Origin of the sequence: Paenibacillus chartarius (assembly GCF_042432825.1) — a bacterium.
In the GTDB taxonomy this organism is placed as follows: Bacteria; Bacillota; Bacilli; order Paenibacillales; family NBRC-103111; genus Gordoniibacillus; species Gordoniibacillus chartarius.
Genome location: NZ_JBHLWN010000124.1, coordinates 57,752 through 84,473 on the forward strand (window position 1 = coordinate 57,752; position 26,722 = coordinate 84,473).

The 26,722-nt window shown below is 50.2% G+C and carries 29 protein-coding genes and 1 other annotated feature; of the genes, 9 read left to right on the plus strand and 20 right to left on the minus strand.

The features are described 5' to 3' along the window. Positions 1-60: 60 nt before the first annotated feature. On the plus strand, positions 61-1,029 hold the full coding sequence (gene msrA / locus ACFFK0_RS30275; RefSeq protein ID WP_377475107.1) for a peptide-methionine (S)-S-oxide reductase MsrA: 969 nt from the start codon (positions 61-63) through the stop codon (positions 1,027-1,029). A 60-nt stretch (positions 1,030-1,089) separates the two neighbouring features. Continuing rightward, on the plus strand, positions 1,090-2,166 hold the full coding sequence (locus ACFFK0_RS30280; RefSeq protein ID WP_377475109.1) for a DUF1835 domain-containing protein: 1,077 nt from the start codon (positions 1,090-1,092) through the stop codon (positions 2,164-2,166). Between the two features lie 100 nt (positions 2,167-2,266). On the opposite strand, the gene ACFFK0_RS30285 is transcribed toward ACFFK0_RS30280, so the two are convergent. The 4 genes from ACFFK0_RS30285 to ACFFK0_RS30300 form a co-directional block, all read right to left on the minus strand. Further along, positions 2,267-3,661, minus strand: coding sequence for a cobyrinic acid a,c-diamide synthase CobB (locus ACFFK0_RS30285; RefSeq protein ID WP_377475111.1), 1,395 nt, complete (start codon positions 3,659-3,661; stop codon positions 2,267-2,269). A gap of 35 nt (positions 3,662-3,696) precedes the next feature. Beyond that, complete coding sequence (locus tag ACFFK0_RS30290) at positions 3,697-4,044, minus strand: short-chain dehydrogenase (protein ID WP_377475170.1); 348 nt, start codon at positions 4,042-4,044, stop codon at positions 3,697-3,699. Positions 4,045-4,333: 289 nt separating this feature from the next. Then, on the minus strand, positions 4,334-5,179 hold the full coding sequence (locus tag ACFFK0_RS30295) for a phosphotransferase (protein ID WP_377475113.1): 846 nt from the start codon (positions 5,177-5,179) through the stop codon (positions 4,334-4,336). Then, a complete protein-coding gene (locus tag ACFFK0_RS30300; protein ID WP_377475115.1) occupies positions 5,155-5,415 on the minus strand; it encodes a GNAT family N-acetyltransferase in 261 nt (86 codons plus the stop codon). The genes ACFFK0_RS30295 and ACFFK0_RS30300 overlap by 25 nt, the downstream gene beginning before the upstream one ends. 215 nt (positions 5,416-5,630) lie before the next feature. Between ACFFK0_RS30300 and ACFFK0_RS30305 the strand changes: the two genes are divergently transcribed. The 4 genes from ACFFK0_RS30305 (at position 5,631) to ACFFK0_RS30320 (ending at position 7,094) form a co-directional block, all read left to right on the plus strand. Then, positions 5,631-5,954, plus strand: coding sequence for an RNA polymerase sigma factor (locus ACFFK0_RS30305; protein WP_377475117.1), 324 nt, complete (start codon positions 5,631-5,633; stop codon positions 5,952-5,954). Between the two features lie 18 nt (positions 5,955-5,972). Further along, the gene (locus ACFFK0_RS30310) at positions 5,973-6,164 is read left to right on the plus strand and encodes an RNA polymerase sigma factor (protein WP_377475172.1); all 192 of its coding nucleotides are present in this window, start codon (positions 5,973-5,975) and stop codon (positions 6,162-6,164) included. Continuing rightward, the gene (locus tag ACFFK0_RS30315; RefSeq protein ID WP_377475119.1) at positions 6,154-6,330 is read left to right on the plus strand and encodes a hypothetical protein; all 177 of its coding nucleotides are present in this window, start codon (positions 6,154-6,156) and stop codon (positions 6,328-6,330) included. Before ACFFK0_RS30310 ends, ACFFK0_RS30315 begins: the two co-directional genes overlap by 11 nt. Positions 6,331-6,437: 107 nt before the next feature. Beyond that, a complete protein-coding gene (locus ACFFK0_RS30320; protein WP_377475120.1) occupies positions 6,438-7,094 on the plus strand; it encodes a DUF4871 domain-containing protein in 657 nt (218 codons plus the stop codon). Positions 7,095-7,140: 46 nt separating this feature from the next. Here the strand turns inward: ACFFK0_RS30320 and argS are convergent, their stop codons facing one another. The 8 genes from argS to ACFFK0_RS30360 all read right to left on the minus strand — a co-directional run bounded on the left by argS (position 7,141) and on the right by ACFFK0_RS30360 (position 15,762). Next, the gene (argS, locus tag ACFFK0_RS30325; RefSeq protein WP_377475122.1) at positions 7,141-8,853 is read right to left on the minus strand and encodes an arginine--tRNA ligase; all 1,713 of its coding nucleotides are present in this window, start codon (positions 8,851-8,853) and stop codon (positions 7,141-7,143) included. 53 nt (positions 8,854-8,906) lie between these two features. Beyond that, positions 8,907-9,131: a binding site (T-box leader), on the minus strand. A gap of 54 nt (positions 9,132-9,185) precedes the next feature. Beyond that, the gene (locus ACFFK0_RS30330) at positions 9,186-10,547 is read right to left on the minus strand and encodes a DUF4179 domain-containing protein (protein WP_377475124.1); all 1,362 of its coding nucleotides are present in this window, start codon (positions 10,545-10,547) and stop codon (positions 9,186-9,188) included. A 7-nt stretch (positions 10,548-10,554) separates the two neighbouring features. Beyond that, on the minus strand, positions 10,555-11,082 hold the full coding sequence (locus ACFFK0_RS30335) for an RNA polymerase sigma factor (RefSeq protein WP_377475126.1): 528 nt from the start codon (positions 11,080-11,082) through the stop codon (positions 10,555-10,557). Between the two features lie 238 nt (positions 11,083-11,320). Beyond that, positions 11,321-11,854, minus strand: a complete 534-nt coding sequence (locus ACFFK0_RS30340) for an MFS transporter (protein WP_377475128.1) — start codon at positions 11,852-11,854, stop codon at positions 11,321-11,323. Continuing rightward, positions 11,832-13,034 (minus strand): FAD-binding oxidoreductase, encoded by a 1,203-nt coding sequence (locus ACFFK0_RS30345; RefSeq protein ID WP_377475174.1) that lies wholly within the window; start codon positions 13,032-13,034, stop codon positions 11,832-11,834. Before ACFFK0_RS30345 ends, ACFFK0_RS30340 begins: the two co-directional genes overlap by 23 nt. A gap of 196 nt (positions 13,035-13,230) precedes the next feature. After that, the gene (locus ACFFK0_RS30350; protein WP_377475130.1) at positions 13,231-14,787 is read right to left on the minus strand and encodes a leucine-rich repeat domain-containing protein; all 1,557 of its coding nucleotides are present in this window, start codon (positions 14,785-14,787) and stop codon (positions 13,231-13,233) included. A gap of 45 nt (positions 14,788-14,832) precedes the next feature. Continuing rightward, complete coding sequence (locus ACFFK0_RS30355) at positions 14,833-14,973, minus strand: paeninodin family lasso peptide (protein ID WP_377475132.1); 141 nt, start codon at positions 14,971-14,973, stop codon at positions 14,833-14,835. 312 nt (positions 14,974-15,285) lie between these two features. Further along, on the minus strand, positions 15,286-15,762 hold the full coding sequence (locus ACFFK0_RS30360; protein WP_377475134.1) for a glutathione peroxidase: 477 nt from the start codon (positions 15,760-15,762) through the stop codon (positions 15,286-15,288). 148 nt (positions 15,763-15,910) lie between these two features. Between ACFFK0_RS30360 and ACFFK0_RS30365 the strand changes: the two genes are divergently transcribed. Next, complete coding sequence (locus ACFFK0_RS30365; protein ID WP_377475136.1) at positions 15,911-18,079, plus strand: HelD family protein; 2,169 nt, start codon at positions 15,911-15,913, stop codon at positions 18,077-18,079. Between the two features lie 195 nt (positions 18,080-18,274). Here ACFFK0_RS30365 and ACFFK0_RS30370 read toward each other — a convergent pair whose 3' ends face one another. The 8 genes from ACFFK0_RS30370 to ACFFK0_RS30405 all read right to left on the minus strand — a co-directional run bounded on the left by ACFFK0_RS30370 (position 18,275) and on the right by ACFFK0_RS30405 (position 24,378). Continuing rightward, on the minus strand, positions 18,275-18,643 hold the full coding sequence (locus ACFFK0_RS30370; RefSeq protein ID WP_377475138.1) for an IS3 family transposase: 369 nt from the start codon (positions 18,641-18,643) through the stop codon (positions 18,275-18,277). A 65-nt stretch (positions 18,644-18,708) separates the two neighbouring features. Then, complete coding sequence (locus ACFFK0_RS30375) at positions 18,709-19,566, minus strand: alpha/beta hydrolase family protein (RefSeq protein ID WP_377475140.1); 858 nt, start codon at positions 19,564-19,566, stop codon at positions 18,709-18,711. 212 nt (positions 19,567-19,778) lie between these two features. Then, positions 19,779-20,624, minus strand: coding sequence for a DegV family protein (locus ACFFK0_RS30380; protein ID WP_377475142.1), 846 nt, complete (start codon positions 20,622-20,624; stop codon positions 19,779-19,781). Between the two features lie 23 nt (positions 20,625-20,647). After that, complete coding sequence (locus ACFFK0_RS30385) at positions 20,648-21,493, minus strand: DegV family protein (RefSeq protein ID WP_377475143.1); 846 nt, start codon at positions 21,491-21,493, stop codon at positions 20,648-20,650. Between the two features lie 32 nt (positions 21,494-21,525). Beyond that, positions 21,526-22,248, minus strand: a complete 723-nt coding sequence (locus ACFFK0_RS30390; RefSeq protein WP_377475146.1) for an amino acid ABC transporter ATP-binding protein — start codon at positions 22,246-22,248, stop codon at positions 21,526-21,528. Continuing rightward, a complete protein-coding gene (locus tag ACFFK0_RS30395; protein ID WP_377475148.1) occupies positions 22,245-22,892 on the minus strand; it encodes an amino acid ABC transporter permease in 648 nt (215 codons plus the stop codon). Before ACFFK0_RS30395 ends, ACFFK0_RS30390 begins: the two co-directional genes overlap by 4 nt. A gap of 113 nt (positions 22,893-23,005) precedes the next feature. Further along, on the minus strand, positions 23,006-23,851 hold the full coding sequence (locus ACFFK0_RS30400; RefSeq protein WP_377475150.1) for a transporter substrate-binding domain-containing protein: 846 nt from the start codon (positions 23,849-23,851) through the stop codon (positions 23,006-23,008). 98 nt (positions 23,852-23,949) lie between these two features. Continuing rightward, positions 23,950-24,378, minus strand: coding sequence for a sensor histidine kinase (locus ACFFK0_RS30405; RefSeq protein ID WP_377475152.1), 429 nt, complete (start codon positions 24,376-24,378; stop codon positions 23,950-23,952). A gap of 159 nt (positions 24,379-24,537) precedes the next feature. Here ACFFK0_RS30405 and ACFFK0_RS30410 point away from each other — a divergent pair, with 159 nt between their 5' ends. Further along, the gene (locus tag ACFFK0_RS30410; protein WP_377475154.1) at positions 24,538-25,506 is read left to right on the plus strand and encodes a tyrosine-type recombinase/integrase; all 969 of its coding nucleotides are present in this window, start codon (positions 24,538-24,540) and stop codon (positions 25,504-25,506) included. Next, positions 25,503-26,477 carry a tyrosine-type recombinase/integrase gene (locus tag ACFFK0_RS30415; RefSeq protein ID WP_377475157.1) on the plus strand — a complete coding sequence of 325 codons (975 nt, stop codon included), beginning with the start codon at positions 25,503-25,505 and terminating at the stop codon, positions 26,475-26,477. Before ACFFK0_RS30410 ends, ACFFK0_RS30415 begins: the two co-directional genes overlap by 4 nt. Positions 26,478-26,722 lie beyond the last annotated feature (245 nt).

The following is a 26,722-nucleotide window of genomic DNA, read 5'->3' on the forward strand; positions in this document are numbered from 1 at the left end:
CGGCGAGATACGCTGGTATGGGGGCCGCGTTAATCATTTTTCCATGAGGAGGAATTTTCGATGAGTGAGCAAGAAAAATCAGTGGAATTGGCGACGTTCGCAGGCGGCTGCTTCTGGTGTATGGTACAGCCGTTCGATGAGCTGCCGGGCATTATTAGCGTCGTTTCCGGCTACACCGGCGGCCATACCAAAAATCCAACCTACGAGGAAGTTTGTTCCGACACGACCGGCCATACGGAAGCCGTGCAAATTACGTTTGATCCGGCGGTTTTCCCTTATGCGAAGCTGGTCGATTTGTTTTGGCGCCAAATCGATCCGACCGACGCCGACGGACAGTTCCACGATCGCGGCTCTTCGTATCGGACGGCGATCTTTTACCATAATGAGGAACAGCGCCGCATCGCCGAAGCGTCCAAGCAGGAGCTGCAGGAAAGCGGCCGGTTCGGAAATAAACCGATCGCAACGACGATTGAGCCTGCGGCTCCCTTCTACCCTGCTGAGGAATATCATCAGCATTTTTACCGAAAAAATCCGATGCGTTACAAGGCTTACAGCAAAGGCTCCGGCCGTCAGGCATTTCTGGAGCAGAATTGGCGCATGAAGAAGAACGACGACGAATTGCGGGAGCGACTGACGGACATTCAATACGCCGTCACCCAGCTGGACAAGACCGAACCGCCGTTCCATAACGAATTCTGGAATTCCAAGCGGGAAGGCCTTTACGTCGACGTCGTTTCCGGCGAGCCTCTCTTCTCTTCCTTGGACAAATTCGACTCCGGCTGCGGTTGGCCAAGCTTCCATAAGCCGCTGCACGAATCGAACGTTGTCGAGAAGCTGGACACCTCGCATGGCATGATTCGAACCGAAGTGCGCAGCAAGCAGGGAGACTCTCATCTCGGTCACGTCTTTCCGGACGGTCCCGGCGTTACCGGGCTGCGGTACTGCATCAACTCCGCTTCCCTCCGGTTCATCCCGAAGGAAGAGCTGGAGAGGGAAGGCTACGGGGAGTATCGGTCGCTGTTTAAGTGAGCGTATGCTGCCGTTGCTGCATTCCGCTCATCATTCACTTGTACCCGAAGGAGATGGCGTATGAATCCGCAAGACATGCAGGCGATTACACATGCACTCGATCGCTTGGGTGAAAGCCAATTGAAGCCGTATCTGAAGTTCATTTTGGCTGCTATCAAGCGAATGAAAGAGCGGGAAGTACCTCTAGAAGAATCGGCCGCAGAGCTCACCCGGCTGTATGACCAACTGATGAGACTGCAGAGCAACTTGACAGCTTGGGATCCCGATCCGGCTTGCACCCATGTTCATATCGTTGTCGGCGAATCCTTTGCGGGCAGCATGAAGCAGGCGCTGAAAGCGCTCGGCCGGACCGAAACGCACAAGCTCATTGTATTGCGGGAAAATTACGCTATCGGTCCTTTGGGCGATCTCGATTCGCCTGAAGGACGTAAAGTGCGGTATGACTGGTTTCGCGACAATATTGCGCTGGAGAACGAAGCATATACGAGTTTAGAAGTAGAGTACGAGAAGCTTTCGCTCAAGTTAGAGCGCATTCCCGAACATGCCGAAGTGGTCCTATGGACCTGCAGCAACGCAAGTGAGCAGGCGGGCATTCGGCACGCGCTTCACCTGCTTCGTATGCACGGCAAGCAAAATCCGATTTCGCTACGCGATGCTTGCGCCGTCAGCGAGGAGCTGTACAACCGCCCGGATGCCTATATCGACTACAGGCATTCGGGGGAGCTCCCACCGGACAAGCTGAAGGAAGCGATGGTCCGTCTGGACGGTAAAGGCAGGCTGGGACCTGCCGAGCTTATGCGGCTGGAACAAGAATGGCAGGACATAACGGAGCAAGCCGGAACGCTGCGGATTTGGCAGAACGGCGTCGTGTTTGACGTTCCGGCACACTATTATGATGCATACTTGCTGGAATCGCTCGACAAGGTGCCGCCTTCTGCCGAAGATGACGGCTTCCTGCGAGCGACCCGCCTGATCGGAGAAGCGATCGGCCATTGCGAACAGTATGTCGGGGATTTGTTTTTTGAATACCGGCTTCGAGAGCTGATTTACGAAGGTATTCTTGAAATTAAAGGCGTTCCCGCTGCGATGCGGTATTACAGTATAAGACGCAAACGGCGTATGGACATTTTGCAATGATCCGTATCATTCCTCAACAAACAAACCATCCCCAATGGACGGGGATGGTTTGTTTGTTGTACCTTTTACTAACGTGCATCCTTCATGTCCAGGATACAGGTCATATTGTTCCTAGCTTATTATTTTCGCTGCACGCCTTGACGTATCGTTTCGCCAGCTCAGGGGCCGAGCCGAAATGAATATGCGTATAGCCGGCGATCAGCTTTTTATAGACGACGCCTTCTGCCTTTGCCCCGCCTCGACCGGTCAGCTTGTACGCGGCAGGAAGCGGCGAAGCAGGAGCTTGGTAGATGGAATAATGGAATTCATGGCCTCTTGCCCGCAGCCCTTCGCCGAACAGCCTGTTTTCTTCGCTTCCTGTAACTTCCCTATATCCGAGAGCGGCCAGCTTCGATTGCATCTGAACATATCCGGGAATCGCGCCTACCATCGGGTAACGCTGCCCCTCCCGGTCGACGATTACCTCGGTCAAATACATAAATCCTCCACACTCCGCCAGCACCGGCTGCTCCTGCTCGATGAACCGGAGAACAGACTCTTTTACCTTCCCATCACCCGCCAGTATCTGAGCGAACTCTTCCGGGAAACCTCCGCCGATATACAAGCCGTCTGCATCGGCGGGCACCGGCTCTCCAGCCAGCGGAGAGAAAAACCGCAGCTCGGCGCCGTAAGCCTGCAGCAGCTCAAAATTTTCCGGATAGTAGAAATTGAATGCAGCGTCTCGTGCTGCGGCGATCGTGGCGGTATAGCGATCGGCAGCCGGTTCGAATATAGAGCTCGCACCGGACGGATCATCTGTATGTATATCCCCATAGCGGGAGGCTTCCAGCATCGCATCGATATCGATCGTCTCCGCAACATGGTCCCCAAGCTTGGCAAAGAATGAATCGAGCTCCCCCCGTTCCACCGACGGCACAAGCCCGAGATGTCGTTCTGGAATGGCTAGCGTGTTGTCACGCGGCAAATAGCCGAACGTCTTTAAGCCACATTCCTGCGTAATCGCCTCTTGAACCATTTGATAATGACCGGCACTACCCACTTTATTGGCGATGACACCAGCAATTCGCAGACCTGGAGCAAAATGCTGAAAGCCTTTCACAACCGCCGCGGCGCTGCGGGCCATGCTCTGACAGTTGACGACCAGCACGACCGGACAATCCAGCTCCATGGCAATATCGGCCGCGCTGCCTTCGTTCGATAGATGGTCTTTCCCGTCGAACAATCCCATAACTCCTTCAATAACCGAAATATCGGCGTCGGCGCTGGCACGGTTGTAAATGTCCTTCATCACGGACCGCTCCAGCATCCAAGTGTCCAGATTGCGGGATTGCCGGCCTGTAACCGCCGTATGGTATGTCGGATCGATGTAATCGGGCCCGCATTTAAAGCCCTGTACCGTTAGTCCGCGGCTTCTTAGAGCGGCCATCAGGCCGATCGTTAGCGTCGTCTTGCCGACGCCGCTTCCCGTTCCAGCGATAAGTAGTCTACGCTGCATGTCACGCCTCCAGGAATTGTTTTGCTCTCATGCGTTCATACTCCAAAATGTATCATATATTTTTGATCTTCTATTGCTAGCAATATTTTTGAGGCCAGATAAGAAAGCTCAACAGAACTTTGATAATCATTCGAAGATATGACAACATCATAAAATAAGGATAAGGACTCAGGCGGAATGATCGTAATTCCCCAAAGGGCTAACCCATACTCCGGTCGATGAAATGAATGAAAGTAACTTTTCATTCCCATTAAGTCTACAACCAAACAATTAATGATGTCATCGTCAACAGAGATACAGTTGTATTTCTGCGGCTCGTATTTATTGTATTCCTTCTCGGTGTCGAAATCATCCATTATACCAAATTCATGGACACAGGGCATTGCTTTCACCTCTGACAATTTATCTTACCGCCAACTAGCTGTACGCAACCAATTCACATACATGGACGTTCATGATCAGGGAGATAACCGCAATGTTGAATGATATGTTCTAGAATCATCTGATCTCTCATGGATTTTCCGACAAGCAGCCAAGCATACGATTCGTATCTCGTAACAATAACCCGTTCAGCAAGCTTAACTCTTGTATCCAGACCTAATGGAGAATAAAAAATAGCAGCAAGAATAACTATCGCAACGAATGTAAGCGTAAGGACACGATGTATGGTTCTCATCCGGCCCAACTCTTCCATGCCTGTAAATAACCGGGCAAATCGTGAGGATGATGTCTCACACATATGCCGATCCGGCAATACAATTGGAACAGCACTTCGTCCCTAAGCCTCGCTCTTTCGAAAGGTGCATGTCTCAGCAAGTCGTAAACGGCAAACAACGTTTCTTCGTTGAGATCGTCAGGTGAGGAACAGAACGCATACGTAAAATCATAAAGCAGCGGCCCTGCCATCGGACACGGGTCGATCACCCCAACGAGACGATGTTCGCGAAAGACGAAGTTATGTACCCCCGTATCTCCATGCAATAAGCATTTGTGATGACCTACGGAGATAACCGGTAGTAACGACTTTACTCGTTCATAGTCCGCATACGACAACAGGTCGCCGATGTCGGCTCGGGCTTCTTCCAAGCTGCGCTCGTGAAATTGCTGCCAAGTGCTCGCCGGCGCCTCCAGTCTTCCCCATCCTTCCGTGCACCGATCTGGCACGTAGTGATTCAATAAATCCCGAACAAGCCGCTTCATCCAATCCGCCTTTGAACCGCGCTGAACATGTGTCGTTCCGGCTAAATAGCCGTATACAAAAAACGAATGCCCCTCCCCAACATATATAAGCTTAGGAATCAGCGGACTGTTCTCGTACGCAGCCAGAAACTGTACGTCGTACGCGGTACTGGACGGCGAATCGATTTTCACGATATAGGTAGGCTGCTCATGAACGGTTATTGTGAACACCCGCCCTTGCGTCGTTCCACTCATATGTCCGCTAACTTGGCTCGTATTCTCGATTATTCCTCTGCTGCGAAGATCCTGCACAATCAACTCAATATCAGGCGCCGCCACGACTCATCATCCCCAATTCCTTCTTCATATACGCCTTTCAGAAACTGTTTGTTACCCGGTATTTCGTAATTCAACAACCAGTTCTCCCGCTGTTCTTTCGATACGTTCCAACCTGGTAAGTAACCATATATGTCAGGCTGCCATGTTAGTGCATGAAACGCTTCTACATCTGCAGCTATAAATTCTCTTAGAATGACGTCCTTGCAATCAAGAGTAAAGACCTGCTCTTCCGTCATGATTAGACTCCTTCAGCTTAGATGGCGCATATGTGATAGAATAACATTTTTTAACATTTCATTGTAGGTAAACAATGGTTCTAACCAATCTTTCAACAATGACGCCTAATTTCCGCTCTCGACAAAAACCAACTATAAAAAAAAAATCAAAAACGGGAACCATACGGCAACTACAGGGTCTAATGTATGGGAACGAGGTGAAGGCATTGGATTTCATGAAGCATCTGAAGCATTCGGATGACCCTGGTACAGTGTTGACTCATTTAATGCAGACTTACGGCAAAGATGTTTGGAATTACGCGGTTGTCATAACCGGTAACTCAGACGCTGCGGACGAAATTTCACAGGATGTGTTCTTGAAAGTATATTTGAAAATGGACAGCTTTGAAGGACGTAGCTCCGTGAAAACGTGGCTGCTCGCAATCACCCGCAACACCGCACTAAAGCACCGTAAATCGTTATGGTTGCGAAATATGTTCAGGGTTCTGTTCCCCCGTGAATACGAACATAATGTTTCCGCCGAAAAAGAGGCGATTTGACACATAGAAGCTGATCGGATCTGGTCATTGGTGATGAAGCTTTCACCGCCGTACCGTGAAACGGTAATCTTAGAAGCACATCACGGACTATCCGAACAGGCAATTTCTGAAGTGCTCGGCGTTTCCAGAGGAACCGTGAAATCCAGACTCCATCGGGCAAGAGCGAGGCTGGAACGAATGCTGGAAGGGGATGGACGAGATGACAAATAACGATGAAGCACGGAGGCCTAAATGGTACGACTCGCTTCGGCAGCCGCCTGAAGGAATTCGCGGTTTTACGGAAGAGCTGTCGCGAACGATTTTGGAACGCGCGCGTCATTCTACACCGCTAGAACGCACCGTTACCGTACCGCCGCATGGTTCGCGGCCGCGATAACTGTAACTGCTACAGTCGTATTGGCTTTGTTGATGCAACCTTACGCGTTGTCGCCATTGTCGCCTGAACAAAGCAAACGCTACGCTTACATTCAAGAAGGACGCGCAGTGATCGAAGCGCTGCCCGGCGGTGACTTGCAAGCAGGCCTTCCCGCCGGTGCGTGGTGGAACTTGAACCTCCCTAAGGAGGATCTCGCTGGCAAAACAATCCGGATTGACGCGCTGCACGACAGCACTGGAACAAGGTTAACAGAGTTGGTCCCAACGAAACTAACGGAAGCAAATCGGTATAAGGATTCTTTGTTTCGCATATCTAGCCGGCTTGCACTTCCTCTTCCGGGAGTTTGGACGTTCCAGATATACCTTGATGACCTTTCCACCGGCAGCGTAGACATTGAAGTGCCGGACGGCTCCTGGGAGCCAAGCACTGCGTTTCGTTCCGGAACGTTCGAGATGACCGGTGTACCGGATAAGCTCGGCATCCTCGGTCCAAACTTTGTCGCAGGAAAACCGAACAAATATATGTGGCATTTCTGGGGTGAACCGGAAAAGCTTACTGGGCAGCTGGAAATTTCCGCCATGAAGCAAGGGACGAACACACTGCTTTCTTTATTCCATGCCCAACTCGCTCCAGGAAAACTGAACGGAGCCGACGCTTCGATGCCAAGCAACTTGATGCTTCCGAGCGAAGGACGCTGGCGCCTACTCGCCTTCATCGATGGCGAATTGCTGGGCAGCATCGTAGTTGACGTTGCTGCGCAGTAGCTCGCTTCTCACCTATGAATCACATCACCGTTCGGTGTCGAGGTGCCTACATCTCTTTAGGCGCCTCGATCCCGATCAACCACAGCCCGTCCTTCAACGTAATTTGTACGCATTTTACCAACGCAAGGCGAGTCTCCAGCACTTCTGCGTCTTCCACCAGGATGTGATGCTCATGATAAAATCGATTGAACTGCTGTGCAAGATCAATCAGGTAGCGGGTGACTATGGATGGTTCCAATTTCTCCATCGCTCTTTCGACGACATCTCCGAACATGGACAGATCTTTAATTAACTGATAAGACGTTTCATCTGCAAGATGAATTGGCACGACCGCCACATCACTCGCAGGAATATCCCGAGAACGATATGCCTTCTTCAGAACCTGCGATGCGCGCGCGTGAGTAAATTGTACATAAGGTCCCGTCTCCCCTTCGAACTGAAGCGCCTCTTCCCACGAGAAGTCGATATCCTTGATTCGGCTCATGCTTAAGTCATGAAAAATCACCGCTCCCACGCCTACCGCTCTTGCGACTTCCTCTTTGTTCCTAAGACTCGGATTTCTTTCCTCAATAATGGATTTCACTTTCGCAATCGCTTGCTGCAGCACGTCCTCTAATTTCAATACATTCCCTTTCCGCGTGGAAAGGCCCCTTCCTTCCAACCTTACACGTCCGAATGCAACATGCACCAATTCGTTCGCCCACTCGTATCCCATTCGCTCAATCACTTTAAACCATTGTTGAAAATGAAGATTTTGAGCATAATCGGTCACATAAATCGCTTTATCAAAATCGTATGTCTTTTTTCTGTAGAGGGCTGCAGTAATATCACGCATATGGTATAACGAGCTGCCATCCTGCTTTACTAGTAATGCAGGCGGGAGCTCATACTCATCCAACCTTACCAGCCAAGCACCATCGTCCTCTACCAGCAGCCCTTTAGCTTTCAGTTCCTCGATGACGGCACCCATTTGATCGTTGTAAAAGCTTTCACCCGCATATGAATCAAAGCTGACGCCAAGCAAATGGTAAGTTCGTCTAAATTCCGTCAGACTGATGTCCACAAACCATTCCCATAGCTGCAATGCTTCCGGGTCACCCTGTTCCATCTTCGCAAACCAACGACGCGCTTCGTTTTCCAAGTCAGGCTGCTTTTCGGCTTCTTCGTGAAAGACGACATATAAGCGAAGCAGCTCGTCGATCCCGCCCTTTTCAACGGCGTCGGCGTTCCCCCACAAGCGATAAGACGTAATCAACTTGCCGAACTGCGTCCCCCAATCTCCCAAATGATTGATGCCGATACACTGGTAGCCTTGGAACGAGAAGATCCGATATAGAGAATGTCCGATTACCGTTGATCGTAAATGAGCAATGTGAAACGGTTTTGCGATATTCGGCGAAGAGTAGTCGATGACGATCGTCTTTCCGTGCCCAACGGTTTGCGAACCATAATGTTCACGGCGGGTTAATATATCGGTGACGACGTCGTTTCCGATGCTCATTTTATCAAAATACATGTTCATATAACCGGCCACGGCTTCTTTGCGTTCGATAAAATCCAGCTGCAGCTGCTCCTTAAGCTCTTCGGCAATATACAGGGGCGATCGGCGCAGCAGCTTGCTTAATGGAAAGCAAGGCAGTGTCATGTCACCCATGTCCGGTTGGGGCGGTGTTTCGAGCGAGAGGACGATATCCTCTTTAGGAATTGAAGGATAGATTTCCGATACTTGCTCGGCGATACGAATTTTGTACGCTTTCATGTGCATCCCTCCATCTTCTTTAAGCAGCAAAAATGCAAAAAGCTCCCGTCTCCAAAAGAGACGAGAGCCATACGGTCCCGCGGTTCCACTCTACGTGCTAACCCATGGGTTAACCGCTCGATTGTTGTAACGGTCATTGACCGGGCTTGCCTACTGCTGCAGGTTCGGCAAACCGTTTCCCGGGCCCGGTTCCTCCATGCGGTACGTACCGGTTTCCACCTTCCCCGGCTCGCTGTGACTGTCCGACACGGAATACTTTTCCCGTTCATTAACGTTCTTCTTATTATGGATTAAATTACCACGAAGAAAACGTCAATGCAAGCGATAAGTTTTTACTTTGCGAGTAAAACGGTCATTTCAAGCTCCTTCAAGTACGTTCTCGGCACCAGATCTTGAACGAGTAAACGAAGCTTTTGTTCCGGTTCCACAGGTGGAAATTCTCGAACAATGATGTCATTGTTGATATCGACGTAATATTCGCCAATCATTTCCACTAATTTACCATTTTCCATGAGTAACCGAAATGCCCATCCATCGTGGTCGGAGCGTTGCTCGCCAAGAGTTCGATAATATACCAGCGTTTTGTCAGGTAAATGCGTGATGCCACTCAATTCCAAGCTGCCGAGCTTTCCGCGCGGTACCAGTACCGGGGCTTCTGGTGTCGGCGTACGGTCCAGAGGCACTATCGACGTTTTTCTTGGCGGATCCTTCGGTACCGAATATGGACGAATCGTGATCGACTTCGGAATTTCACCTGTTATTTGCGAGCTTATTTTCCATGTATTGATGTTCAATTTTCCTTCATGCCAGCCTTTTCTCATCCCGCTATAAGTAAAATCAAGGAAGCGTCCATTTTCGTCCATGATCTCCATATCGATAAAACCTTCCCTTGCCTCTCCCTCTTTGGTCTCCCCGATTATACTAATAAAAGAATCCGAATAACTGATGTTCTTAACCGTGATTTGAATCTGATCCTGGCTGACGGTTATAAGCTCCACCGTACGAATCCCCGCCTTGAGCATCCCTAGATTCGTGCTGAATGTAAAATTCCATTGTCCTTCTTTGTTGACCATCTCCCCGTTCGCCAGCTCGTAACCAACTTTACCAATGGTTATCTGCATATCGAATGTTTCCGGCAGCCCCTTCAACAACATGTCGTCTGGATTAGTAAAAATAACCCCGGCATACTGATGATCATTGATCAGATTCCCATACCCTGCCGTTGCCGGGATACGCAGCCCGTTAAACCCGAGTTCGATATCGTATGGAGTCATCCCTCTCTTTACCGGTTCAGCCGTTTCCATCAAATAACTGACAATCAGCTCATACCCGTCATAGTACACCTCTGAGATGGTAATCTTAACGTCATTATCCATCACCGATTGCCGCACTTCGGTCGTCCTCCCCCCAAGATCGGGGTTTCGATCGTGAAAATAACCGATGAATTGAAAAACGGATTTCATCAGAAAGGACTGGGCAAGCGTTGCTGTATTAGGCAGCGAAACCAGCAGAATGAGAACGGTTAGGGCTGCAAGAACGAACCCGTATTTACGCTTGTATGTAAGCCTTTTAGATTTCTGCACGTGCCGCTCCGGGTACGTTTGCCCCCATATCCGGTTAAATGTTGCCGTTGGATATTCTCGATCCAACTTTTCCTTTAGAATGTTTGTTATTGTGGAATCTCGCACATCCATATGGCAATTAGCCTCCTATTTCACTAGATGGTGTCATTGCACATTCGGCTTCCGACAACTTCTTTCTCAATGATTTCAAAGCCGTATGCAGTCTGGATTTACAGGTACCGATTGGAATGTCCAAAATCTCGGCGATCTCTGTCAGCTTCAGCTCAAGGTAGTAATGGAGGTATATGACTTCTTTACTTTTTATAGGCAAGGCGTTGACCTTTTCCCATAATTGCTGGTTCGATTCTTCTCTTAGAATGGCAGCTTCCACAGATTCAGGTTCGTCTCCATGGTGTTTATTCCATATGCTCGACCAGTACGTTTTGCGCAGGGATTTTCTGACCGTATTCAGCGTAATTTTGTAAATCCAAGGCTGGATCGGTCTCGAAGCATCATAGTGGGGTAACGCCTTGAAGACTTGAATAAACGTTTCTTGGACAATGTCTTCGGCCATGCTCCTGGATTTGGTTAGAAACAATGCTAATCGGAACACGTAGGCTGACTGTTCTGCGTAGATTCTCTCCGCTTCTTCTTCGGAAACGTTCAATCCATTTCACCTCCCAAACTGTTTACTGTATATATCCTAGTTAAGCTGAAAAGGTTCGATTTGTTGAGTGACATCTTCAAAATGCAAATAAATGCAAATAGCTCCCATCTTCCAAAGAGACGAGAGCTTTGATGGTCACTAGATGTCACTCTACGTGTTAACATTCGGGGATGTCTACATGCTTCAGCATACATAATGTCAAGAGCAGGCTCACTGTGGGCAGTTGTTCGGTCTCTCGCTATTTCCCCACGGCCCGCCAAGTCACCCAAGCACTGATCGCATACAGCAGCGCGCTTACATAAAACAGCGCCTGAATGGTCAGCCAGTCGATTACATATCCGCCGATCATAACGGCAAATCCCGAAGCCACCGATGTCCAAAAATGATACGAACCGATCACCTTCCCCCGCTTTCCCTGTTCGGTATAATCGGCCAGCAGCAACCGTTCGCTCATTTTTTGCATCGCATTGCAAACGCCCATCAGCAGCTGCAGCGCTAACACCCACGCATAATGCTCCACCCACGGAAACAAAAGCATCGCAGCCATCATGCCAAGTGAGCTATAGGTGAGGAGCCTGATCCCATACCGGTCCAGTTTAGGACCGAGCAGCTGCGAGACAGCGGCGGAGCTGATCGTGAACACCGCAAACGCAAGGCCATACTTGGTGAAGCTGTTGCCCAAGTTTTTGAGAAATAGCAAGTAGTAAGGATAGATCAAGCCCGCAGCCAGCGTTACGATCGATTGCGACCTAATCAGCCATCGCCCCTTCACGTTTAGCTCCCCCTCTGTAATCATTGTAGAATTGGTTCATCAACAAGCCGTCACGATCGTACTCCTCCTTCTTACGGAAAAACTCTTCTTGCTTCGGGTAGGCCGACTGAAACTGGCCAAGCCGCGGATAGGCGATGTACGGCAAGTAGTAGGTCCCTCTATGCTCCAAAACCCGGTCAATAACAGCCTGCATACCGGAACGAACGCGAGCTTGCCCTTCCTCCGAGAGCGGGACGTTGTATAAACAGACGAGTGCGAACATGTCAGCCGTTGCATACGAAAGCACCGCTTCTTCATCCTGGTTTACATACCGTACTGTGACATTAAGCAGATTTAAGTCTTCCGTCTGAAGCACCTTGCGAAAATCGTCAATAAATCCTTCAAATTGGCTTACGGGAATAAAATATTCCTGAAGCACGTCGTTTCTTCCCGCCTGACGATACTCCATAAACGCCGACTCCGACCGCATCGCATTATTTCGCGTAATGAAGCTCCCTTGCCGGGTATCGAAGTAGGCCTTCTGCATCTTCCAGAACACGGCTTTCCCCCAACCGGAGAACCGGTTGAGATGAAATAAAAGCTTAGATGGAAGAACACCGCTTTCCCTCGTCTTTAACGCATCGTGTTCCTTCAATGACAACGAACGGTCCAGCTCATAATTGATGGCATACATCTCCGTTAACGGCTGATCCGGCGTTACGGATATCCGTGCCAGGTGCAGATGAATAGCGGGGTTCGTTTTCACTTGTTCCATAAAATAACGGCTGTAGCTCCCGACATCCATTTGATCGATGTGCATCCGGTACATTTCGTTGTCTGTTAATGTAAGCGTAACATCAAGAATAATGCCAAACAGTCCGTAGCCTCCGATGACCAGCGGGAACAGCTCGGGATTCTCGGTGCGGCTGACTTGAAGGATGTTCCCGTCCGCCGTAAGCAGCCGAAAAGCTTCCACACTCTTGATCAACGACCCGTTGCGGATATCGCGTCCATGTGCGTTTACACTGATTGACCCTCCGATCGTAAAAATGTTCTGCGACTGCATCGTCTTGACCGCAAGACCGTACGGGTTCACATAATCCTGAATATCTCCCCATGTCGCACCCGCTTGAACTCGTATCGTGCGATTTTGCGGATCGAAAGCCAGCACACGATTAAATGCGGTCATATCCACGACAATACCGTCTTTATAAAACGTATGTCACAAACAAAAAGCGCCACTGGATTCCTCCAATGACGACTCTGAGCAAACTGTTATGAATGACACATTTCGGCCAAGGAACCTCGATCATTTTACTTGCAGATTACTCAGGTATTGAACGATGCTAAAGAAGAGAATAACCTTCAGTGTAGCTGTACAATGTCATCTTTTTCAATTAATTGACTTTGCCGGAACCGATAAACGTTCCGTGTTCGAAATCCATCACGTTAATATCCTCGGTATTTCCATTCGAATCCGTACTCATGTACTCAACCTTCAACGCATCTTTCGCGAGTATCGTAAACGGTTCGGTATAGCTCGTCCAAATGCCGCCATTAATGCGATACATGGTTGATTGAATGCCGCTGCTATCGGATGCTGTAAGTGTAACCGTTAAAGCGCTGATATATCGTTCGCCTTTGCTGGAAGTTTCGTATACCGGCTGCACTTGGTATTTCGTGACCGGCGGCAGCTTGTCCGTTGTGGTTACAGGGCCATATGAAATATAGACAGGATCACTGTGTTTCTTTATATAATCTTTGACAGTCACGTAAACTGTACCGCCTTCAGGTTTGAGGGCTACTGAAAAATCAAGCGGGATATGAATAACAGTAGCATCTGGGTTTACATCCGCATACCCCAAATCAACAGGATAATTGGGGGAAATTTCAGTAGAAACCCAAATTCTTTGAATGTCCTTACGCACATTTTTGATAACGGCATATGAGATTCCCGGTTGATTATAAATGGTAATATCGCTTGCAGCGGGTGAAGTTGACTTGGAAAATGATAGGTATTCGATTTTTAAGCCATGCTCCGTCAGGTACTGAAGTTGTTTCAGGGTTTTCGAACCTGCGTAAACTTTCAAAGGATTATCTGTAATAATAATGTTTACATTAGGTAAGCGGCCATTTAGAAAGAGGTTATAAACAAGGGTAACATCCGTTATTTGGTTATATTCCAAATTCATACGGCTTATTCTGGGTAAATGTTCGATTATACTAAGGTCCGAGACATTATTGAAGCTTACATCCAATATACTGAGGTTTTTCAGGCTTTTAAGCGGTGAGAGGTCGGAGATTTGATTCATATTGTTACCGTATGGAGTGCTACGCAAATACAGATTTTCAAGGGATGTGGCGCCGGCAATGGGCGAAAGGTCAGTCATCTTAACGTTGCTAGCCATAAGAGTTTTCAACTTGCTAAGCCTGGATATCGGAGAAAAATCGCTGATTGGATTATCACTAATGGAGAGATAGCTAAGATTCGGCAAGTCCTTAAGATTCGAAATATCGCTAATCTGGCTACCTTCGAAATCAAGTTGCGATAGATTACCGAGTTTTGGTAGGGAGGGGAAGACGGTAAGATTCTTGTTAAATCCAATATCCAGTTTCTCCAGGGACGTTAGATTGGAGATCGGCGTGAAATCTGTAATCTCGTTGAATTTCAGTTCAAGCGATTTCAGGTTTTTGGCGTACTCCAACCCTTGCAGATTTGTGATGTGGCGATAGTTCCCGTTTAAAGCAGTGAGCTGCTCCATATCGGTGACGGAAATGCTGCCAGTGGGTTTGTTTAACACTGTTCGTACTGCCGACTCTAATTTGGTATCGGGGATCGTAACAACATCACTGCCCAAAGCACTGGGATGGTTGCCCTCAGCGGCATAGGCTGACGAACCGAAAGCGACAACGGCAAATGCTAGAACGGTACTAACTACGATTTTTTTGATCATGTACCTAGCTCCTTTATTCGTCGATTTTAGTTGTTGCTTTGTTGATTAGCTGATCTGAATTAATTCCCGGTGCCAAAAATCATAATTATCTCCGGGTTCCTTGAATATCCATGTTGGCTGCAGCGTTGTTTCCCTTACATCCAAAACTTCCAGGCAGGGCTCGATCCATTCTTTTTTGTTCTCCATATCATCATCCCTCCAAGTTTCATATATTCCAAATGTAGTATAAATATTGCGGAAAGAAAAAGCTGTCGAAAACTAAGGGTTAGATGTTAAATTTCGATTTAATATACCATTTTATGGTTTTTTCTGCTAATGTAAATCTTGCAGTCCAAGCATGCTTCAAACAATGGATTAATGCATTTTTACGCTGATTGGATTGTTGGCAAGCTGGAGATAGCTTAAGGTTCACTGGAAATCCGATTTCCAAAAATTATGTTTCGCATAATTTCCTTAACAAAAAAAAGCCGCATCTAAGCGGCTTTTCCTACATGATCCTTATAACACCGTCTCAATTGCGCTGCGCAGCGTTTCGTCCTCCGGCGTCACCTTCGGCGAGAAGCGGCCGGCAATATGGCCGCTGCGATCGATGAGGAATTTTTCGAAATTCCACGAGACGTCCCCGGCAGGCTCGGCATGCGTCGTTAAGTAAGCGTACAGCGGATGCTTGTCCTCCCCCAAAATAGCGACTTTGTCGAACAGCTCGAACGTGACGCCATAATTCCGCGAGCAAAATTGTTCGATCTCGCCGATCGTGCCCGGCTCCTGACCTCCAAAGTCGTTGCACGGAAAGCCCAAAATATGAAGGCCGCGCTCTTGATACGTCTCGTACAGCTTCTGCAGTCCGGCGTATTGCGGCGTCAAGCCGCACTCGGACGCGAGATTGACAATCAGCAGCGGCTTTCCTTCATAATCGGCAAGCGGCTTCGCCTGCCCTTTCGATGTCGTTACGGTTAAATCGTACAAACGACTCATGGTCCCCAGCCTCCTTCACCTTCTTCACAGCTTACCTATATTATAAGGAATTGGTCCCCAAACTCGCAAACGCTTGCATTCACTCGCCAATATATGGTATATTCGTTTTTCGTTTAGCTTGCAAATTCACTTAGGAGGTAACTGAAACGTGGAGACGAAGCTTCAAAGTGCCTATCAAGAAGAGCTGCAGCGGCTGGAGGAAACGAGCCGTCAAATCGATGCGCAGCTCAAGCGTTTGCAAGCAATTCCGCCTTACCGGGGCGACGACTTGACCGAGCAGTCGCTCGAAGCGGTGCGCGAGTCGGGGCGGCGTAATATGGCGAGGGCGATTGAAGAGCCGTATTTTGGACGGCTGGATTTTCAAGAGAACGGTCAGTCGGCCCCCGCCACGCTGTATATCGGCAAGGTTGGCGTGGACGACCCCGATACAAGCAAGCTGCTTGTAATTGACTGGCGTGCGCCCGTTGCGAGCTTGTTTTACTCGTTTACCGGAGGTTTGGAGCAGGCTGAGTACGAGTCCCCGGAAGGACTTGTCGCAGGACTCGTCTATTTGAAGCGGAACATCGTCATCCGCAAGCAAATTTTGCAGCGCGTCGTCGACACGTATGACCGTAGTGCGGGCGATCCGGCGGTCACCGACGAATTCCTGCTGTACCGGCTCGGCGAAAATAAAGACAACAAGCTCCGCGACATCGTATCGACGATCCAAGCGGAGCAGGACCGAATCATTCGCGCTGCGAAGAACACCGCCCTGATTATTCAAGGGGTCGCGGGCAGCGGGAAAACGACGGTTGCCCTGCACCGTCTTGCCTTCCTGCTCTATCAATACCGGGATCAAGTGCATGCCGAGAAAATGATGATTTTCGCGCCGAGCCGCATGTTTCTCGATTATATTTCCGGCGTGCTGCCGGAGCTCGGGGTCGGCTCGATTCAGCAAAGCACGTTCGCGGATTGGGCGCTCGATCTGCTGGACCACGAGGTGAAGCTGGCCGATCCGGCCGAAAGGCTCGCCGCCTGGTTCGCCGTGGGCCCGGAGCGCCCGCCTATCGACGACACCGCCCCCGGACGCTGGAAGGGCTCCGTGCGGTTCGTCCAATTGCTCGAAGACTGCCTCCGCAAATATGAGGCAGGCGCTTTGCCGGATACCGACTTTGAGCCATGGGAGCGCAAGAAGCTGCCCGCTGATACGATCCGTGGCTGGTGGGACGTTGAAAACAAGCATTATCCGCTGATGAAGCGCCGCGAACGCGTTATCGCCCGGATGAAGCGCTGGCTGGAGATGGAGCTCGATAAAGTTTGGGAAGCAAGCCGCCGCAAAGAGCTGAAGAAATCGGCAGCGCAAAAGCTGCGCGCCTACGAGAAGGCTTGGACGGCACTGACGCCGTTTGGCTTCTACAAGGCCTTGTTCGATGTGAAACAGCCTCCCTTCTACGCGACCAAGGAACTGTGTGCAGCGCTGCCGGAATCGCTAGCCTCCGCATCGGCGGCACAGTTCAAGAAGAAGCTGGTGCAGCCGGAAGACCTCGCACCGCTCGTCTATATCCGGGACACCTTCTGGGGCATATCCGGCGAGCATATGTTCGATCATACGGTGATCGATGAAGCGCAAGATTTTTCGCCGTTTCAGGTCGAGCTGCTGCGCCGCCATACGAAGAACGATTCGTTCTCGATCCTCGGCGACTTGTCGCAAGGTATTCATGGCTACCAGGGCATTCATGCGTGGGATGAATTCAGCTCGCTCTTTGAGACGGAGCGCACCGGCTATTTCGAGCTGGAACGTAGCTATCGGTCAACGATGGAAATCATCCATTTTGCAAACCATGTCCTGCAGGCCGGCGTCCCGAATGCGAAGCTGGCCGTGCCGGTGTTCCGGAGCGGCGAGCCGATCCGCATCCTCCGGGCCGCATCGCCGAAGCAAGCGGCAGCGGCGGCGGTTGCCGCCGTCGAACGCATCCGCGGCGGCAGCGCGCAGGCGATTGCCGTCATTACCCGCACGGAGAAGGCGTCCGCCCCTGTGTATAAAGCGCTGCAGCAAGCGGGAATTGAAGCTCATTTGATCGGCGCGGCCCAGCAGCATTACGGCGGCGGCGTCTCGGTCGTTCCGGCTTATTTGGCTAAAGGGCTGGAGTTCGATGCCGTCATCTTGTTCGGCGTCGATGCCGACGCATACGAAGCGACGCCGCAGGACGCCAAACTGCTCTATGTCGGCTGCACACGGGCGCTGCATGAGCTGGTGCTCATCCATGGAGCCGATCCTTCGCCGCTTCTGGCTCAGATTCCGAGTGAGCTCATCCAAATTCAAGAAGCCGGCGCGTAAGAGAATTCATGATCTGACTTCATATAACGAAGCTGCGGCAGATTCGGACGAATATGGTCCGGGGCTGCCGATGTTACATATAAAAGGGACCTCAATCTCCGAGAATAGAGAATTGAGGTCCTTTTGAGCTTAATAAGGCTTGCGGGTTGATTCGTATGGCGCGTTGTGACTTGCAGATGACGTGGGACGGATCGATCAACGCAAGGATTGTTCAATATGAGCTTGGATGCCGAGCTCTTTCATGTAGTTGCCGACCGTGCGCTCCGAGATCCCGACGCCCTCTTTCCGCAGCAATTGTGTGATTTTCGGGCTGCCGTACCGTCCCTCGGAATCGTGAAAATAGTACGCAACCCGTTCGAGAACTTTAGCCTTTCGTAATTCCAGCTCACTTGGCATAGCTTTCCGCCATTTGTAAAAGCCGCTCCGGGAAACTTGCATCACGCTGCACATCTTCTCCACACGAAACTCGGAGCGATGATCTTCGATGAATTGGAACCTTAGTTCCTTTCTTTGTCGAAGATGTGCAGAGCCTTTTAGAATCGCCAGTTCCTCCTGCAATTCCACGGAATGTCCACTTTAAAAGGTAGCCATACTTATAGAAACTTTTGGAAATATAGTTCAAAATGCTGTTACTGCTTTTCAAGTTCTAATTGTTTGAAAATCCATTGCACTCGATCAAGATAAGAGGCGGCATGGTTTGTGAATAGATGGTCAGTTTCATACCATACGATTTCCTTAGGGGAGCTTGCTGCTTCGAAAAATGCCTCCGCTTGCTCCCTCGATACAAATTCGTCGTTATGAGCAAATTGGAAAAATAACGATGAATTTGAAGTATTTTTAATGTAGTGAATGGCATCTAAAGGCTCCAAAGCAAAGATAAAATGCTCGAACTCTTCTTTTGATAAAACTTGCCTAACCAAATTGGCAATTGGATGGCCACTAGATTTATGCCACTGGGACACTCTGGAGAATCCGGCTAAAAGAACAAATGCCTTGATGCGTTCCTCAACACCAGCAAGGACTCCGCCCCATGTAGCTCCAAGACTATGTCCTACATAAATAAGTCGGTTTGGATCTACGATATCTAGGTTGCATAATAGATCTATTCCCCTTCGAAGGTCTACAACGATCTGTATGTAATTATGAATACTCGTTATTTCCTTCACAATTTGCATGAGTTGTTGTTCCTTGGAAAGCTGTTGCGTTGACTTGTTTCGAATCGAAGGTCCCGATATTAATAGAGAAACAATACCCTTCGAGGCTAGAGCCTTCGCTTCTGTTAAAAACGTCGTTCTATCGCCTTGGCCGGGATGCATAAAAATAACCGCCGGAAATGGATAATCATCTGTATCAGGAATAACCAAATATCCAGGGACTTGATCTCCATGTGGGCTTAAATACGACATGTCCTTCATCGTGTATCCATTCTCTTTACTTGTTGAAATTTCCGTATAATCCAGAGGCAATGAGCGATCATAAGCAAACATCTAAACCACTCCCTGTAATAATCGAATAAAATTGAGTATACAAGTATATTCTACCACTATTTGCCTGTTAACATTTTGAACAAATATTGAATTCAATGTGCAGTTGTTCGAACACTATACATTACTTAGCACGACAAAACCCCGATTCCTTGGCAGCAAACACCTGGAACCGGGGTCTTTACTTATTATTTAATTGCAGGATGCAGCACGTATCAGTAAGAAACAAGAATTCCGCCTTCACCGGCATAAGTGCCGATCACAGGCCCCATATCGGTAAAAATCACATCGCGGAACGGATAAACGGCCAGGATATCGGCCAGCACCTTCCGAGCCTTCTCCTCGCAGTTGCTGTGAGCGATCGCCAGCACCGCCTTCTCGAAGTCGTGCTTCACTTCGCCGATCCGTTCGATCATGCGCCGGATTGCTTGCTGCGAGCCGCGCACCTTGTCGACCACTTCGATCGTCCCCTCGTCGCTGCGCTTCATCACGAGCTTAATGTTCAGCATGGACGCCACCGCACCGCGGGCACGATCAAGTCTTCCGCCCTTAATGACGTTCTCCAGCGTTTCAAGGAAAACGTACAGCTTCGACTCGGCGACGATCGACTTTACTCGCTGCAGCAGCTCGTCGAAAACCATCCCGGTTCCGGCCCACTTTGCCGCCCGATAAGCGAGCAGACCGAGCCCGCCCGAGGCGTTCAAAGAGTCGACCACCTCAATCGAACCGCAATTCCGGGGCTGATCTTCGAGGAGCATGTCCCTGGCAATCACCGCATTCTGATACGTGGAGCTGAGGGCCGAAGAAATCGTCAGCACGAGAATGTCGGTCTCCGGGCCGGCTGCACGGTACGCTGCGGCAAAGTCATGCGGCGAAGGGCTCGCCGTCTTCGGCAGCTCCCGGCTCTCCCGCATTTTGTTATAAAACGCTTGAGCGCCGGTGTCTGCCGGCATCACCTCGTCGCCGAATCGAACCGTCAGCGGCACGATCCGAATGCCGAGCTCCGCAGCAAGCTCCGTCGGCAAATCGGCACCGCCGTCTGAAATGATGCAAATGGTCATCCAATGACCCCCTACTCTAGATGTTAGGAACGGCAGTACAAGATTCCGACCGTTTGCGGTCCGCAGTGACTGGATATGACGCAGCCCGCCTCGGCGAGCTCGACTTGCAAGCCGAATTCGTTCTCCAGCCGGGCCTTCAGCGCTAGCGCATCTTCAAGCGCCGAAGCATGCTCCAGAAAAATAAAATCGTCTTCGATCCGCTCGCGCTGCTCGATCAAATTCGCAAGGAGCTGCTCCAGCGCTTTCTCGCGCTTGCCGCGAATTTTGCTCGCCAAAATCATGCCCCCATCCACGACTTTCACGACGGGACGAATTTTCAGCAAACCGCCGATAAAGCTGGCCAGCGCCGAGCAGCGCCCGCCCTTGTGCAAATAGTCGAGCGTATCGATGACGAATTCGGCTTCCAGCCTTTCGCGCGCATCCAGAAGCATGCGCTCGATGTCAGCGAGCGGCAGACCTGCTTCTGCAGCGCGGGCCGCCTTCAAGGCCAGCAGCCCGACACACGTGGCCAGGTTGAGCGAATCGACGCAGACGATGCGTCCGGAAGGAAAATGCTCGGCGGCGAGACATGCGTTCTGAAATGTAGCCGACAGCTTGGAAGACAGCCCGACATAAACGATATCGCAGCCCTGCTCGATATATGGCTCGAACGCAGCGATGAACTCCCCCGGCGAAGGGGCGGCCGTCTTCGGCAGCTTGCCGCCGGACTCCACCTTTCGAAACAAATCCTCCGCCTGCAGGTTGACGCCGTCCAAATAATCCTCATCGTCAAAAATCACATGCAGCGGCACCATCTCGATGGCGTGACGGCGCCGCAGCTCCAAGCCCAGATCGCAAGTGCTATCAGTAAATACTTGAATGCGTGACATGTGACTCCACTCCCAGTTTCGATTAACTGCGATTACAACACTTTGCTCAGAAACTCCCGGGTACGCGGGTGCTGCGGCGCGGCGAACAGCTCGTGCGGCTTGCCTTCCTCGACGACCTTGCCGCCGTCCATGAACACGACGCGCGAGCCGACTTCGCGGGCAAAGCCCATTTCATGCGTAACGACGACCATCGTCATCCCCGCCTGAGCAAGCCCCTTCATGACTTCAAGCACCTCGCCGACCATTTCCGGGTCGAGCGCCGAAGTCGGTTCGTCAAACAGCATCACCTTCGGCGACATCGCCAGTGCACGAGCAATGGCGATCCGCTGCTTTTGGCCGCCGGACAAGGAGCCCGGGTAGCTGGACGCTTTGTCCTCCAAACCGACCTTGCGCAGCAGGCCCAGCGCTACGCTCTCCGCTTCCGCTTCGCTCAGCTTCTTCAGCTTGCGCGGAGCGAGCGTAATATTTTGCAGAACGGACAGGTGCGGGAACAGGTTGAACTGCTGGAACACCATGCCCATTTGCTGGCGCTGAATGTTAATGTCGTTATCCTTGCTCGTAATGAGCGTGCCGTCGAACCGGATTTCCCCTTCGCTCGGCGTTTCCAGCAGGTTGAGGCAGCGCAGAAACGTACTTTTGCCGGAACCCGACGGCCCTATGACGACGAGCACCTCGCCTTGCGGGATGTCCATATCGATACCGTTCAGCACGTTGTTTTTGCCGAACCGCTTATGCAGGTTGCGAACGGAAATCATGTGCGGTGCAGCCTCCCTTCCCAGCGGCTCAGCAGTTTCGAGAGCGTAAACGTCAAGACGAAGTACATGATCGCGGCGACAATAAGCGGTTCAAACGGCCTGAAAACAATACCCCGAACGGTATCGGCCTGATACGTGATTTCCATAATGCCGATGACCGACACGATGGACGATTCCTTAATGACCACGACCAGCTCGTTGCCAAGCGCAGGCAGGATGTTGCGGAACGCCTGCGGCAGCACGATGTGGCGCATCGCCATCCAATGCGGCATACCGAGCGACCTCGCAGCCTCCATTTGACCTTTATCGAGATTTTGAATGCCCGCCCGGAAAATTTCCGCGATATAAGCGCCGCTGTTCAGCGACAGCGTTAAGATCGCCGCCACGTAGTCAGGCAATTTAATATCGGCATAAGGCAGCGCGTAATATATCAAATAAATTTGCACAAGCAGCGGCGTGCCCCGTATAAACTCAATATAAGCCGAAGCCAGAAATTTTACCACCTTCACCTTGGACAGGCGCATTAAGGCCAGAACGACGCCGAGAATGACGCCGAAAAACACGGTGAATATAGACAGCACAATCGTCCACTGGGCGCCTTTAAGAAAAAAGCTCCAGTACTCTTGGAGAAATGAAAAATCCATCTCCGTCCTCCTTCGCATACTTTGAATTCACAGCTTGCTGGCGTTATACAAGCAAAAACGGAAAACAGCGTACATGCCGCCATTTTCCGCTTCCTTGCCTCATCCGGTCGGTGTTACTCTACCATATCGTTCGCTTTGGCCACGAATTCGTCGATCTTCTTCTCGGCATTCAGCTTCTCGAGCGTCTTGTTTACCTGCTCGAGCACCTTCGGATCGATGCCCTTCTTGAACGCCAATGCGGAGCCGCCGGTTTCGTCCTTCGGCTCGGCCGAGGAAATCGCCAGGTCTTTATTTTTATTCACATAGTTGTTGGCAACAGGCAGCTCGACGACAATGGCGTCGACGCGCTTCGATTTCAGCTCCGCCACGATATCGGAAATTTTGCCGAGCGACTTCAGCTGCGCGTTCTCGATTTGCTCTTGTGCGAGCTTTTCCTGAATCGAGCCCTTCTGCACGCCGACCGGCTTGCCTTTCAGATCGTCCAACGACTTGATTTTGTCTTTGTCTTCGGCGCGCACGACGATGCCCTGCTTCGCCATGTAATAGATGTTCGTGAAATCGACGTTCTTCTTGCGGTCCTCTGTCGGACTCATGCCCGAAGCGATCATGTCGATGTTGCCCGTCGCCAGCGCCGGGAGCAAGCCGTCAAATTTCATATCTTTAATTTCGAGCGTCAGTCCGAGGTCCTTCGCGATCGCATTCGCAATGTCGATGTCGAAACCGACGATCGTGTCTTTCCCATCAATCAATTTGTGGAATTCGTACGGCGGATAATCCGCGCTCGTGCCGACGATCAGCTTGCCCTTTTCCTTGAACGGGCTTGCCGGTGCGGCCGCCTCCTTGTTATCTGCTGCCGGCGCTGCCGCATTCGACGAAGCAGGCTGGTCCTTCTGTCCGCAGCCGACTGCAAGTCCCATCGTTAACGCCAGAGCGACAGCGGTTGTTGTGAGTTTTTTCATATCGTTTCTCCCCATCCCTATTTATTTAACACACGGTTGAATAATTATACGATGGGAATTAGTATACTAGAATCTTTACAAATGCTCAATGATATTTTTCAAGATTCGGATACGGCTGTGGGCCGAGTTGCAATCGGAATGGTAAAATGAAACTCGGTTCCTTCGCCGCGTTTGCTTTCAACGCAGATGGAACCGCCGTGCGAAGCGATAATTTCCTGGCATATGGACAGTCCGAGTCCAAGCCCTCTGCCGCTCTTCCGCGGGCTTCTTGCCGTTTCCCCCGTAAAGAAGCGGTCAAAGATGAACGGCAGATCCTTCTCATCGATCCCGCTGCCGTTGTCTCTCACCCGAATCTGCAGCATAGGCGCAGGCTCCCGTTCCAAATAATCGAGCGAAACGGTCAATACTCCTGCCGCTTCCGGCATGTGCCGAATTGCGTTCGCAAACAGGTTTGTGAATGCGGTGTTAGGTGAGCCGGGACGAAACGAACAAGCATTCCCAAAATGCCGAAAATCCTTATGTATCAAGGAGTTTCGCGGATTGGATTTTTTTCCAGAGAGCGCAGATATCCTGCCGATTTCAACAAAGTTAGTTGCGCTCGACTATCGCTGAGATAGACGAGGGAAATCCCCTCCAGTCTCGCCTATCTTTCTTCCGCGCCTATCTTCCATAGGAGGATAGGCAGAATGACAACCAAAAGCCACGATGACGCGGCAACAGGACTTCCGTTCGATGAAGCCGTACGGTTGTACTTGATGGAATGCAAATTCCGCAATTTTTCATCTGAAAGCATTCGCAAGTATCGCTACAGTTTAAAAAATTTTCAGGAATGCCTGGAGAGCCATCAATTAGAATGGTCTTCCCTGACACAGCGAGATTTAACCCATACGATCTTGCCCGATTTGCTCCAACAACTTTCCGTCAGAACCGTCAATTGCATCCTTTGCATTCTCAAGGACTTTTTCAAGTTTCATGTCGAGGAACAGCGGATTCCGGACAGTATCGCAGCGGATACCAAACTCTTCAAAATCGAACAGCAACTCATTCATACGTTTTCGGATGAGCAGCTTCAAGCGCTGCTGAGCCAGCCCGACCGTTCCACCTTCACCGGCTATCGCAATTATATCATGATGCTTGTCTTGCTTGACACCGGAATGCGTCTAAAGGAATTAGCCGGGCTCCGTATCAAAGACGTCGACTTTACGGAACAAATCATCCGCATTCAGATGGGAAAAGGACGCAAGTCAAGAACCGTGCCGATCCAACGAATTTGCATGAGGCAACTGCAGCTCTACTTGATGGAACGCGGTTCCGAGGCACACGATTTCCTCTGGACGAATTTGGACAATCGGCCTTTTGAAGCAGCCGGGATTCGCGCGATGATGGCCAGATATTGCAAAAAAGCCAAGATCGAAGGCATTCAATGTTCCTGCCACACCTTCCGGCACACGATGGCAAAGAAGTACCTGTTAAATGGAGGCGATATTTTTACCCTGCAGCGCATTTTGGGCCACGCCAAAATCGAAACGACGCGCTATTATGTGGAGTTGTTTTCCCGGGATCTGCAGGAACAGCACGAAAAATACAGTCCGGTGGAAAACATGCTCGAGGAGTTTCCTGATTTGATCGATGCTGAGGAGGGTAATCCAAAATGACTGTGAAACGACGCCAAAACGTGCTGACAACCGTTGACCATAGCACGATCAAACAGCAAATGAAATGGGAAGATCTCGTCCATGCATTTCTTCGAGATGTAAAGGCCAGAAACCTTTCGCCGCGTACTTCGGAAAGTTATGAAGAATCTCTGAAACGTTTGAAGCTTGCTTTTGATGAGCAAAAAATTCCCTTGGATGCGTTCAGCATAACCACGCAGGATATCAAGGAGTATTTTGTTGCCTACATGATTGATCAAGGCAAGTCAAGCAATACAGTCAACAGCCGGATCAAAGCGTGCAAAGCCTTCTTTCATTATTTGTATCGCGAAGGATGGATCAAGCAGAATTTGGCGGAAGAGTTGCATACGGTGAAATCGGAAAAGCTGATGCTGCAAACGTTCAACAAAGAACAGGTCGCCGCGCTGCTAAACCAGACCGAACGAAAAACATTTACCGGCTACCGCGATTATACGATGATGATGGTGATGTTTGAAACGGGGATGCGTATTGGAGAGTTGATGAACCTGAAGATCGGCGATATTTTGTTCAAAGAACAAGAAATCCGGATTACAAAGGGAAAAGGCGGAAGATCAAGGAGAGTACCGATCCAAAAAACATGCTGTAAAGTGCTTCGCAAATACCTCGACATTCGAGGTGACCTGGAAACCGACGCGCTGTTTGTTAGCATTACCAACAGTCCGCTCGGCTCGCGAACGATGCAGGAAAACATGCAGGAGTACGGCAAAAAGGCCGGCATAACGGGCGTTCGGGTTTCCCCGCATACCTTCCGCCATACCATGGCGAAATGTTACATTTTAAACGGCGGCGACGCATTTACCTTGCAAAAAATCCTTGGACACGCCACGCTGGATATGGTTGAGTACTATCTGGAATTATTCAGTTCAGACATCAAGAAGCAACATCAAAAATATAGCCCGGTGGAGAATATGAAACTCCCATCTGCCCTATGAACCGTACTATTCGAGCTAAACGGCGACTATTCCCTAACGGTTAGCTACGATGACCTTCGATGAGTCAACAACTGAAAAGCATTTTTTATGCATTGCCCCTTCTGCAGACAGCACGGCGGAAGGGGCTTTCCCTTTTATTAGGTTATTAGGGAAGCTGCAAAACTTGGATACAAACTTGTTGTAATTATTTAGGGCTTGCTGAACAAGATTCGTTCCATTTACACCCAACGTAAGTCTCTAAACCC